This is a genomic window from Phycisphaerae bacterium, from assembly GCA_018003015.1.
Taxonomy (GTDB): domain Bacteria; phylum Planctomycetota; class Phycisphaerae; order UBA1845; family PWPN01; genus JAGNEZ01.
Genome location: JAGNEZ010000016.1, coordinates 31,571 through 43,924, shown reverse-complemented (window position 1 = coordinate 43,924; position 12,354 = coordinate 31,571). Strand labels below are relative to the sequence as shown.

Sequence of the window (12,354 nt, the reverse complement as noted above, 5' to 3'; positions counted from 1 at the left end):
CTCCTTTCTGAATGGCGGTCACCATGAACCTGCACCTGACATCCGAATCTTCCACCTTCTTTGTGCTTGCTCTACTTCGACGGCACGTACCGCTCGTACTGGTACGTCAGTGTCTTGCTGGCTCCGCTGTCCAGCCGAGTCTGCCAGCGAATCGCCCCGCTCCGTTCCAGCAGCTGCAGCTTCGAAGTGTCCACCGAGAGATCGCCGTCATCCGAGGCGACCGTCGGCTTGCCGGGTACCGGAGTCTCGATGGCGACAGTCACCGCTGTCTTCTCAAAACTGCGGACTTTCAGTTCGCCCCGGAGCGTGACCAGGTCGAGGAAGAAGTTGGGAGCCGGACTGTGAGCCTTCAGCTTGCGGTCAGCCTCGGATTCGCTCCTGTTGCAGGCCACGTTGACCGCAGTCGTGACCGGGATCTCGCAGTGACCCTGTTTCGGCGTGTACTTGATCAGGTCTTCACTGAGCGGTCGCTCGCCGTCGATGGCAAGACAGGGCCCAGTGGTCCAGGCGGTGTCCGTATCGTTGTGTAGAACCAGGTAATGGGCAATCTGGGCGGGCGGGTTCCAGCGGTAAATGTGGGAATAGCTGATCTTCTTCACGAACAGCGTGACAATGGCCTTCTCGCCCTGCCGCAGGGTGAGATCCTTCTTGGTGTAGACCGTGTAGTCGGCGCTCGCGGGGCCTTCCAGGCTCGGTAGATTGCCAAGCACGGCACGGATATCACGGTTTTCGCCGCCCGCAGGCTGCTCCACGACACCCGGACCAACCTGGTCGGCCCGGATCGCGTTCGAGAAAAGAAAGGCGTCGCTGGCAATTTGGCTTCTGGTTTGGATTGGGGCGACCGAGGCTCCGATCGTGCGAATGACCTGGCCCACCGCAATCGGGGCCAGCAGGTTGTCGTGGATGAAGTGCGGGACACCGACGACGAAGTGAACGTCGCAGTGAATGAGGTCTTCAGCCTCGTTGACCACCGTGCCCCGCAGGGTGAGCTCCCCATGCTCGTCGTCGACGATCCTGAAGGTGTATTCCGGAATCCAGGTGATTCCCTGACGCAGGTAGGCCATGCCCAGGGCGGCCCTGGCCGGCGGTTTGTGCGTGGCGTCGGCCACATGGATCCGCAGCGGCAGTTCAAGAAGCTGCAGCCGGGTGATCTCCTCAAGCCCCACCGCGAAGTTGTGCTGCTCGCTCTCCAGAACTGCGAAATCGGAGCTGACCGACACCAGTTTGCCGCTGGCCGAGCCGGTGACACCCTTGTGAGTATAAGTCAGCGCGATCTTCATGTTGCTGCACGCTTCGATCCGCTCCCTTTTCTCAGCTGCCAACTTCGGTGCGTCCCGGTCGTCGAAGTCGACTGTCTCACCTGGGCCGGAGCCGACGACGTCGACAATCTGACCTTGGTTCGTCGAGTAGAAAGCCAACGTGCCAAATGCAGCCGGCGGCACAGCCTGAGCCGTACACCAGCCGTCCCGAAGAGCCACCTCGCCCTCACGCATGAAAAAGCCCATTCCATTCTTGAAAACCGCGACCGACCGGGTACGCGGTTGCCAGACCTGGGGATTGTCAACCGGCCAGGCCGCCTGGGACGCCGGCGGGCGAACAGGCGGCGCGCCAGCGGTCGGAGAGGTCAAAGGATCCGCCATCATCAGAATACAGCCGGCGATCCCCCTCACGGTCGTGAATCGGAACCAACGCGCGACATGGTCAGCCATCGAAATGCTCCTTTCGTAAACTCGCCCGGTTCTCTGAAAATGGCCATCCCGTTAGCGGCCGGCGGTTCTCCGGTCCCTGTGCGGCGGGCTCTGTGAATGATGTACATCAGAAACGAACGGAGCGCTGTAACGGCTGTGTAACATTCCCTCCAGCGTCAGCGGTGGCAGACGACAGCACTGCTGGGTGGGGCAGTCTTAGGTGACCATGCTGAAGCGAAACGGCCGGGAGGATGTAGGCAGATCAAGCCTCGGGCCGAGAACGGCCCAGACCTGGAAGTACGCGCCCAGACTTGCCCGGTCGACGACCTCTTCACGCCGGGCGGAATGCAGGTGGCATTACATGACATTGCCGACGGAGTTGGCAATCATGGTGTACAGATTGTAGAACCGCTCGCCAATCGATCGGATCGTGCCGATCGATACGACGGCGATCATGGCGAGCAGGATGGCGTACTCGGCCGCTGCAGGGCCATCCTGCGACACGAGAAACCTGACCAGTCGCCCGCGCCATTTACCCAGGAATCCAGATCTCATCGGCTTCCCTCCCAAATGAGCTACGGACAAACGTAACATGTAAAAATGGGCAAATGCAAACAGAACTCCCACTTAGGGCAGAGAGCCGATGGCCAGCGTCCCAGAACGCGTCCCGTCCATTCGCCCCAATGCTTATCGGCCGTTAGAATACCGCGAAGTCATGAGGGTGCGGCCGGCTGCCAGGTGCGTATCCGGATGCATGCCCGGCACACGTCAATCAGGTGGAAAGGCGGTCCCACCAGAGCTCTCAGATCCAAACAGCGCCTTCAAAGGAGCACGAGATCATGTTCAGTTATACCGATGCGAGACGCGTGTTATCGAGCCACCGCTCCAGCCTCCGGCTTCTGGCCGGAGCGGTTCTGGCCCTGTCCGCGACCTCGCCCGTCGCTGCCGCGCACCCCGAGACTGCGGCTATCTCGAGGCGGCCGAACGTCGTGCTCCTCCTGACCGACGATCAACGCTTCGACACCATCGCCGCGCTTGGCAACCGCGAGATCCGTACGCCGAACATGGATCGACTGGCCGCAAGCGGTGTGGCCTTCACCCATGCCCACGTGATGGGCTCGATGCACGGCGCGGTATGTATGCCCAGCAGGGCGATGCTTATGACCAGCCGGACGCTCTTTCACCTGAGACCCAATGCCGCGGTTATCCCTCCGGAGCACCTGACGTTGCCTGAACTCCTGCGCAGACATGGTTACGTCACCTTTGGCACGGGCAAGTGGCATAACGATCGGGCATCGTTCGCGCGCTGCTTCACCCGGGGAGGCAACGTTTTCTTCGGCGGCATGTCCGATCATCTCAGGGTGCCGGTCTACGACTTCGATCCGACAGGACAATACCCGGAGGGCAGAAACCGGCCGGGCGAGAAGTTCTCAAGCGAGTTGTTCAGTGATACGGCCATCCGGTTTCTCCACGACTACAAGGGGGACAAGCCGTTCTTCCTCTACGTGGCGTTCACCGCTCCCCATGATCCGCGCATGGCTCCACAGGAGTATGCGACCCTCTATCCGACTACAGGAGTCCTCCTTCCACCGAACTTCCTGCCCGAGCACCCCTTCGACAATGGCGACTTGCGAGGACGTGATGAGCAACTGGCCCCCTGGCCACGAACACCGGAGATCGCCCGCCAGCACATCGCGGCCTACTACGCGATGATCACACACCTTGACGCTCAGATCGGCCGAATCCTCGACACCCTCAAGGAGACCGGCGACGCGGAGAACACCATTGTCATCCTGGCGGGCGACAATGGTCTTGCAGTCGGACGGCACGGTCTCATGGGTAAGCAGAGCCTCTATGAGCACAGCGGACGCGTGCCCTTGCTGATCGCGGGCCCTGGATTGCCCCGTGCTGAGAAGCGAAACGCGCTGTGCTATCTGCTGGACATCTACCCTACGCTGTGTGATCTGCTGGAGGTGCCAACGCCCATCGAAATCGAAGGCAGGAGCCTGTTCCCGGTGGCCAGCAAAGGGGGACCAGGACCTCGGGATCACCTGTTCCTCTCATATCGCGATTGCCAGCGTGCCCTTCGGACCGATCGTTGGAAGCTCATCCTCTACAACGTGGCTGGCCAGGAGACTACTCAGCTGTTCGATCTTCAGCAGGACCCATGGGAAACGAAGAACTTGGCCGGCGATCCGAGCCAGCTCGAGCGAGTCAGGGAGCTCAAGGCCCGCTTGACCGTAGAGATGAAACAGCATGGCGACCCCTGCGATCTGAGCAAACCCAACTGGGGCCGCCCGACAGCTCAGAAGCCCCCGAACCGGTAGCCGCCTCCGGTCTGGGGACTCCTAGAATTGGTAGGCGAAGACTCCGGCTTCAGTGCTCCAGGTCATCGCAACGGACGATGCCCCGATCGGTACAGCCTTCAGGGGCTTTCCCCCTTCGTCGATTGCCTCCAGGCGAGACGACGCTGGCACAGACCAGAACGGACCTTCGCGCTGCAGGATGATCTGGAATGGCCTGCTGTCAGGAAGAACCGTCACACGGATCTTCGCGACATCCTTGGTCAGCCGCAGACCTCCGTCGGTCGCAATCGGCCCGAAGGCAATCGGTCCACTTCCCGCCCCCCGCGCGTGCACATACCAGGCGGCCGGCGATCGAGACCACTCCACGACTGCCCCGCCGACTCTCTCAACGGCGGCCTCGACCTGCCCACCCTCGGCTACAGGCACTGTCGCCCAAAACCCATACGCAGGCAGAGTGTGCCCCTCGATTGTCCACTCCTTCTCGCCACGGTTGACATACACCCTGCCTCCGTTCGACCAGGAGACGATCTGCCGGTGAATGTCGCCCTCGAAGAAGATGACATCCTGGAGGTTCGCCCGGCCAAGGGCACCGCCCAGATCGTGCAGCAGCCAGTACTTGCGGACAACATTGCGGCCGAAGGGCTCCGAAACCATGGGTGGATGGCCGGTCATCGCCTCGGCGGATATGTAGTCGTCGCTGTAGATGCCGTGCGCGGCGCGGTCGAGTCCTCCGGCGTAGCGATCCTGGTAGCCCGCACCATGCAGTACGAAGAGGGCATGATGCGCGGCATCGAACCAGGCGATCCGCTCGGCCTCGACGCATGCCACCCGCCAGACAGTCCAGGATTCCTTCGGAGGCTTGGCGTCAACGCGCAGATGGTTGCATTGGGCACCGTCCAGCCAGCCGACTAACTGATCATGGCCGCTCTCCGAGATCTGCGGAGCGTTCTCGCCGAGTTGCGCGCGGATCCGCGCGAACGTGCTTCGCCAGACGTCGCGCGTGAAATTCCCGTCGAAGAACTGGCCGTCGTGCGTCCAGTAGTCATACGGCTGAATCGACGAGAAGACATCGATGAAATAGGCAGTCGGAGCGTAATCCCTATGAATCTCGTGGATGTTCCACTCGACAGCCGGACCGATGCGATCAGCTCGCCAGCGATAAGACTGGGCCTTGGGGCCAGGATTGAACCATGCACGAACAGGCCGCCGATCGGAAGTGAAGGCGATGTCCTCGTAAGAGTAGCCGTTAGCGTCGGGATAATAGTCAATGTAGTTGTCGTGCGGAGCGAAAAGAACACCATGACGCCTGCAGGTGTCCGCAAGTCGGCGGAACTCGGCCGGCGTCCCCAGATCGGGATTGGGCGGCAGAATGTCCGGCAGGCGATAATCGTAACCCCATCGCTGCCAGTTGTGCCAGACGACAACAGAATCGGTCAACCCGTATCGGCAGGCCCGCTCAAGCGCGTCGGCGGATGGACCATAGCGGCCGCCCCAGAGGTCGAAGACCGCCCGGCCGGCAAGCTTGGCAACTCCGGCGCCGGCTCGTAACCCGTTGTTGCTCCGCCAGGCACGCACCGCTTGCCAGACGTCAGTGGCCGGGACGAAGGTACACGTCTGGGCGTGAGCGGAGTGCAGGCTGTAGTGCTTCGCACCGGGATCAACCGCGAACCGCGAGGGAACCACGTCAACCGCCTGCACCACCGACAGGCCCCCGGCGAAATCGAGGCCCACAAACGACGTGGCCAACTGGTGGCCGTCAAACCCAAGCGAAAACGGTTCGGGCTTGACGATGACATTACCGACACCGGCGTAGACCCGCTCGGCGAGATCGCTCCACGGACCGGCAGCCAGGTCCTCGATGCGAATGCTCGACCAGGGCTTCGGGTCGGAAAGGGCGTCAAGTCGGAACGCGGCTTTGAGACCGTATCCCTCGACTTGCAGGCTGCCCAGGAGGTCATAGGAGTTTCCCAGTGGGTCCGTGAACCGATGGCGCACCCGATATCCTGGCCCCGGCGATTCCTCGCGAATCTCCACCGGCGTGGCGAGCGAGGCCGGATCGTCCAGCCGGTTGCCCGCAACCGTGACCTGGAACCCTCGGAAACAGAGCCGGCGGTCACCGAGCGAGAACGCGATGGTGCCATCGAGTATCCCTCTCGCTCCAGGCCAGAAACGGACCTCGCACGGCTTCATGTCGAGCATGACGGTGCCCAGAACTCGCGACCCGTCGTTCGAGTCTGGCGGAAGGGGCGGCGGGGGTGGGGGGGAGCCGGCCACGATCAGCGGTTCGCCCCAGTAGGACTCATCGCAGGTCGTGTCATGCTTAGGACCGGGGTGTGACTCGAGCTGCAGACGGATGGCGCGGCCGGCAAAGCGGGTCAGGTCTACTCTCGCTTCCTTCCACACCTTCGCGTCAGTGTGCTGCTCGTACAGGATCTCGCCAAAGTCGCCCGCAGAGGCGTCCATCGGCACCACTCGAACCCGGAATGTCACCCCGTCACTGGGCGGCTCGCCGGCTTCCACATGATGCGACCGGATCGCATGGGCGAAGCATAGCTCAATCGCGCCTTCCTCCGGAAGGCGCAAGGGGAACTCCAGGAGAGCCGTGCCCGACTGTCCATGCCAGGGCGGATGTATGGCAATGACCGCCTTGGTCGTACCACGATTCTCAGATCGGTTGAAGAAAACGCTTGTTCGGTGAGTCGACTCAGCACCACTCCATCCGGGCGGCTGCACGGTCGTCTTCCTGTCACGCAACTGGATGACCGTGCGGTGAACGGGAACCCGCCAGAGCGCCAGCCTGGACTTCGCCCGCACCTCGATGGGCCTGAAATCGACGCATGTGACCGCAGGACGCGGTGGATCCGCGAACTGGGTCTCCACCACCAGAACCACATGGCAGGCCAGCTTCTCCTCGGCGATCTCACAGTCGGCAAATGCGTGGAACGGGTACAGGGCGTTGTAGGTGCTCGGTCCCGCGGTCGCCCGGAAGGCGAGCTGAAGCTGTGAACGACCGGGAACCAGGAACGACTGGCCTTCGGCAGGAATGGCCCGCCAATCGTCAATCGCCTGGATCCGCACTTTCCCGGAAACCGGACCATCGCCGGTGTTCCTGATCGTGGCCGTGAGTGCGATGGCACGTTCAGCAACCTTCGCCGGCCCCTCCAGACTCAGTTCGATGGGGCCGTTCCGGCTCACGGCCGGATGGAAGGCCCGCGCCGGCGGCGCAAACAGAATGATGGCTATCGTGCCGGCCGAGAAGAGCCTCGTGATCATGATCCTATCCCCGCTGGCCTTTCTGCCGGGCGTATTCATCGGCCATGGCGATACGCTTCGCCATGGCTGGATGATCGTCGAACATGATCTCCTCCCATCGCGGTGGATTCGGGTCGGCCAGATTCATGTCCCGCAACAGCTCGAAAGCCTCACGGAATGCGCCTGGATCATCCGTCATGCGCAGGGCGTCGGTGTCTGCTTGACGTTCAAAATGCCGACTGATCGCGTATGTGACCGGGCCTACCACCAGCGGATAGAGACACAACAGCATCCCGACTTCGGCCAGCCCGGCGATCGAGCCTGCCCAGTCGTCGGGCGGGCCGCCCGCGAACGGGTTCAATCGCCAGCGGATGAGAGCCACAAGACCGGACGTCACCACGGCCGCCAGGCCGATACTCTTGAAGATGTGCTTGCGGATGTGATGGCCGAGCTCGTGAGCGAACACGACTGCGATCTGGTTGTCCCGGAAGGCGTCCAACAACGTGTCGCTCAGGTAGACGCGCCGGGTCGACCCGAGACCCGCCAGCATGGCGTTGGCCTTCTTGGTCTCCGCGCTGAGACCCAGGTTGAAAATGCCGGTCAGCGTCATCCCGGCCTGCCCGGCCAGGGCTTTCAGACGTTCCGCCAGGGCCGGCCGTTCCAGCGGCTTGGACGGGTAGAAAATCGGGAGAATGACCAGCGGGAAAACCTTGGCCAGGCCGATGCTGAAGAGCATGACCCCGATCCACACCCACAGACCCCAAAGCCGACCCGAGTACCAGAGCAGAGCGTACAAGCCTGCCACCAGGATCCCCCCGATGACGAACTGCACTAGCCAGCCCTTGATCTCAAAAACTAGCCAACTCCTCGGCGTCTGGTTGGTCAGGTCGTATCGTCGCTCCAGCAGAAACCCGTCGTAGTAGCTCAGCGGCAGCAGCAACAGAATCCTCCCGCCAAACATGACCAGGGCCGCCACGATAAGGGCGAGCCACCGGGCGTCGATCCAGCTGTCCAGCCAGATGACAAAAGGAGAGGCTAGGGCGAGCCAAAGCCCCCAGTAGATCAGCGAGAGCCCGATGTCAACCAAGTGGCAGGTCCGCTTGATCTTGTGGTAAGCCTTCACTTCCTCCCGCGGCCGCTGCTTGGGAACGTGCGGCTGACAGAGCTGCGGTTCATCCGGTACACTGGGTGCGATGGGTACATCCATGACCCAAGAATAGCAGGGCCGGACTGGTCTGAGAAGTCCCCGCCGAGGGTGATCACGAACTGGCACTGCCGATAGGGCCCGCGAGGTCGACAGCCATCACCCCGCCATCAGGCACTCGGCCGATGGATCAGCTCCACGAGAACCACCCGCTACTTCTGTCGGCATCAGCGAACACGCAATCAGGCCTTGGGCGATGTGATTGGGGACCGGGGTCACGTTGGCGAGCTCGTTGAACACGCTGCCGGATGAGCTGAACACGGCCACATTCCCAACCCCTCACTCCTCCATCACACCACCCACGCCCCGGGCAACAGCCTCCGCCAGGGCGTTGATGGGTTGGGCGGCGCCAGGACTGACCTCGGAGTCCTGCGGATGCCAGTCACGCTGGTATGCCCCATCGAATCAACCGCCGTCCGGCGCTCGCGGTTGATGTAACATGATATATCGCAACAAGTTATAGGTTCTTACGGGCCGGTAGGCGCCACCGTGCCATGCCGGCCGGAAGCTAGCGCGGGGAAGGCCTGCTCGTCGGGACCGGAATCTGAACCGCAGTGCTCGGTATTCCTCCCGGTTTCTCCGCCGACCGGTCCGGCGGCATGGGCAGTCGAACAGGCTTCTTCTGGAAAATGGCCAGGGCGGCATCCACGCGGGTCTTGTACCGCCGTTCCACCTCGGCCTGGGTCGTACCAACCATCTCCACCGGTCCGGAAGAGACACGCAGGAGCCGGCCCCCGCCGTCAACCAGCAGCTCGCTAACCGGAGGCAAGAGCCCCTCGCTGTCCTGAATGGTGAACACCGGTGTTCGTCGACCGTCGATCAAGGCCTCCTTCTGGCCAAGGATGCGAAAGGTACGCAGACTGAGACCGCGACGATCGGTGCTGAACGCGGAGAAGGCGTAAAGCTCGGGCTTGGTCAGGTCCACCAGCCGGGGCAGGAGCAGCAGGAAAGCAGGCGAAGCGAAGCTCGACTCGATGGTGATGGCCTTATCCTTCATCTCCGCGTCGTCGGCCTTCCGAGTGTAGGTGACCAGAAGCGTGTCGTCCTGACGGATGCCCCGTTCGAGCTGCGCCAGACTGGTGATGACATCCGTACCCGCCGGGATAGGGCTGATGGTGCGGACCATGGTCTCCCATCGCGAGAATGGCAGGCCGGCGCCCTCGAACATGTCATGCAGAAGCTGGGTCGTTCCATCGGACTTCATCACCCAGCTCCATTCACGCACGGCTACGCCTTGGCGCCCACCGTAGTCGAAAGGAGTGCAGTGGATGTGGACAAAGCCGATCTCCTTGCCACCCTGCAGAACGAAAAGATAATCATCGTGGGCCGCAAGCGAACGTAGCTTATTCGGATCGGCGAAAACCGACTGGATCAGCGCCTGGCCGCGCCGAAGTGCCTCGTTGATCTCCCGCTGGGCCTCCTCGGTACGCAGGATCTCGAAACTCGTGGCGATTCGCTCAAACACCGATGCCGCCGCAGCCTGATCGTCAACAGGCGAAAGCAGAATCAGACTGTAGTACTCGGTGGGCGACTTGGCGATCACCGCCTGCTGCCGAAGCCACGTCTGGTTATCGCCTGCAAACGTCGCGGCGAACCGAATACCCTCCCGGCCGGCGAAACGAGCGGCCTCGCTCCGAATCGGCTTGATCTCCTGGTGCTCGGCCCGGACACTCCGGCTCACTTCCTCGAGCATCAGGTCGGTACTCAGTACCCGATTGGACTTGGACAGCCGGACCACCAGCGACCAGGCGAACTCGGGTTGGACAAAGCGGACAATCTCGACATCGGCCAGGCCGACCAGCTTCTTCTCACGCTGCACGATCGATCCCGCCGGAGTCTTGATCGAGAAGCCAAAACTGCCGTCCACGTAAGGGCTCTCGTCGAGCCGGCTCTTGTCGCTGGCTGCCGAAACGGGCGGCGCCTGGGCGGCCGTGAACCCGCCAGGCAGGCCCAGGAGCACGAGCACGGCCAGCACGGCCGTCGGATGGGTCAGTGGGGCGTCTCCTCCTCCGTTCAGGTGCGTCTTTCCGAATCTCATGATCTTTGTCTGCGATCGAAAAAGGACCGGGAGTCGTCGCGTCTGAAGGAACGGCTCTCACGCTCCAGGTGCAGGTCTCTCTCCAGACTCATGCCGATCAGGTGGTCAGATTCGTCGAAGTACAGGATCTCCGGTTCGTCTTCATAATCGGTCCATAGCCGGACAGCCGCCGCGCTTCGATCTTCCTCCGAGCCCGGCAGAGGCAGTTCACCCAGCGGGTTCGCCATGACCCAGGACAAGTGCGGATTGAAAACCTCACTCGTGGAGAACAGGGCGGCATGCCGGTCGGGATCCCGGGCCACCTTGGCCGCCGCTTCGAGAAGAACCGGCTGGCACGCGTAGTTGCCATCTACCGCCAACGTCCAGTCTCGAGGTTCCTTCTCAGGTATGCTCAGAGAGCATACCACCTCGGCCCCCCCTGGAGAACGCGTCTCCAGGTACTCGATCCGCTCATCGGTCGCCGAGTTCGCGGGCCATCGAACCCGGCCCTCATGTCCGCTGGCGTCATCACGCACAAACCATTCGTCCGTGGCGGCAGGGACCATCGCGGCCAAGGGCCCCGGCAACGAGTATGTGGTCAGTTGTCGCCACCAGCGAGAGCCATCTTCCCTCCGCGCCACTTGGTAGGACGTCTCCTCCTGGAGCCGGACACCGGCCAATCCGCGAAGCACGAAACGCTGGCGACGGTTAACCAGATCACCCCACTTACTGGTAAGCTTCTCTGCGGCGACTTCGCGCAGGTACCGACGACCTGCTTCAAGAGCGGCAGACGTGTCCAGGAGAAAGTCGGTGCCGGACAATGAGACGCCGGCAACGATCGATGCACAGACTTCGCTCAGCTTGGGCCCCGCTTCGGCTTCATGGTGCCCGACAAGAAACAGGGCGGTATCACCATCCATCTGGACACACCAGATCTGGGCGCCCGAGCCGGGCTGGGCCTCTTCGTCCGGCGAGATGCTCAGCCGCGCGACCTCGTGCCCGGCCACTGTGCTCCTGGTGGGCTGCTTTCTGAGCCTGCCTTGGCGAAGGGTCGTGAGGGCAAGACTCTCAACCAGCTGCGCACAGGTCCGCGTTCCCAGCAACGGCGCTTGCCAGATGCTCAAGTACCAGCAGGCGGACGAATCATCACTCATCAGGCGAAGCTGCGGCAAGAGCGGCCCAGGCGGCGGTTCCGGCTTGACGAACCTCACCTTCGAAGGAGGATCGAATCGGATGCCGGCCTCCGCCATCAGCCTGGCCGGAGATTCGTCAAGTGTCAGCGTAAGAAGCTGGAGATGCTGACCCATTTCGTCCAGGAGCTGCTTGTCGCGGTCGGTCGGCCTTCGGGGCAGCAGCAGCAGAATCCCGAAGGTCTGACCGTCCGGGGCAAAGGCTACCCGGGCAAGAAAGTGAGAGCCCGGTGCCTTGCCGACACTGTCGCCAGCCGTCGAACGGACCGTGCGGGCGAAAAAGGGACCGATCATGGCCGGCTCAGTCTCCACATCGCCGGCCAGCCGAAGGTGAACGAACGCCTCCTCAAGTACGTCAAGAACGTGGGCCGAAGGCACCCCAAACCGCTGACGATTCCCCCGAAAGACGCAGGCAACCCGGTCCGATTCCTCCGGAGCGGCCACCGCCGCCACCACCGCCGGAAGACTGGCAACCCTCGCACCATCCAGCGCCTTCCACCCGCTCGGCAACCTCGCACGCATGCCCCACGCCGGATAGTCACGGGACCGGTCCTCCAGGGGCATGTAGGTGCCGCGAGATTTGGCTTGGATCAGGCTCCAGGCCAGTCCAACGCTCGCCACCAGGAGAAGCCCACTGGCCGCCAGAGCCCATCGGGGATGCCCCGGACGCTGGATAGAGTAAACCTGGTACATCGCT

General features: G+C 62.5%; 7 protein-coding genes. 1 reads left to right on the top strand and 6 read right to left on the bottom strand.

What is annotated here, in order from left to right:
- Window positions 1-71: 71 nt before the first annotated feature.
- Window positions 72-1,709: a hypothetical protein gene (locus KA354_09450; GenBank protein MBP7934855.1), complete on the bottom strand. Its 1,638-nt coding sequence runs from the start codon at window positions 1,707-1,709 to the stop codon at window positions 72-74.
- A gap of 336 nt (window positions 1,710-2,045) precedes the next feature.
- Window positions 2,046-2,243: a Flp family type IVb pilin gene (locus tag KA354_09445; protein ID MBP7934854.1), complete on the bottom strand. Its 198-nt coding sequence runs from the start codon at window positions 2,241-2,243 to the stop codon at window positions 2,046-2,048.
- Window positions 2,244-2,527: 284 nt separating this feature from the next.
- On the opposite strand from KA354_09445, the gene KA354_09440 reads away from it, so the two are divergent.
- Window positions 2,528-4,015, top strand: coding sequence for a sulfatase-like hydrolase/transferase (locus KA354_09440; GenBank protein ID MBP7934853.1), 1,488 nt, complete (start codon window positions 2,528-2,530; stop codon window positions 4,013-4,015).
- A 21-nt stretch (window positions 4,016-4,036) separates the two neighbouring features.
- Here KA354_09440 and KA354_09435 read toward each other — a convergent pair whose 3' ends face one another.
- The 4 genes from KA354_09435 to KA354_09420 all read right to left on the bottom strand — a co-directional run bounded on the left by KA354_09435 (window position 4,037) and on the right by KA354_09420 (window position 12,350).
- On the bottom strand, window positions 4,037-7,267 hold the full coding sequence (locus KA354_09435; GenBank protein ID MBP7934852.1) for a hypothetical protein: 3,231 nt from the start codon (window positions 7,265-7,267) through the stop codon (window positions 4,037-4,039).
- Window positions 7,268-7,271: 4 nt separating this feature from the next.
- Complete coding sequence (locus KA354_09430) at window positions 7,272-8,369, bottom strand: M48 family metalloprotease (protein MBP7934851.1); 1,098 nt, start codon at window positions 8,367-8,369, stop codon at window positions 7,272-7,274.
- A 589-nt stretch (window positions 8,370-8,958) separates the two neighbouring features.
- Window positions 8,959-10,488: a hypothetical protein gene (locus KA354_09425; GenBank protein MBP7934850.1), complete on the bottom strand. Its 1,530-nt coding sequence runs from the start codon at window positions 10,486-10,488 to the stop codon at window positions 8,959-8,961.
- A complete protein-coding gene (locus KA354_09420; GenBank protein MBP7934849.1) occupies window positions 10,485-12,350 on the bottom strand; it encodes a hypothetical protein in 1,866 nt (621 codons plus the stop codon). Before KA354_09420 ends, KA354_09425 begins: the two co-directional genes overlap by 4 nt.
- Window positions 12,351-12,354: the final 4 nt, after the last annotated feature.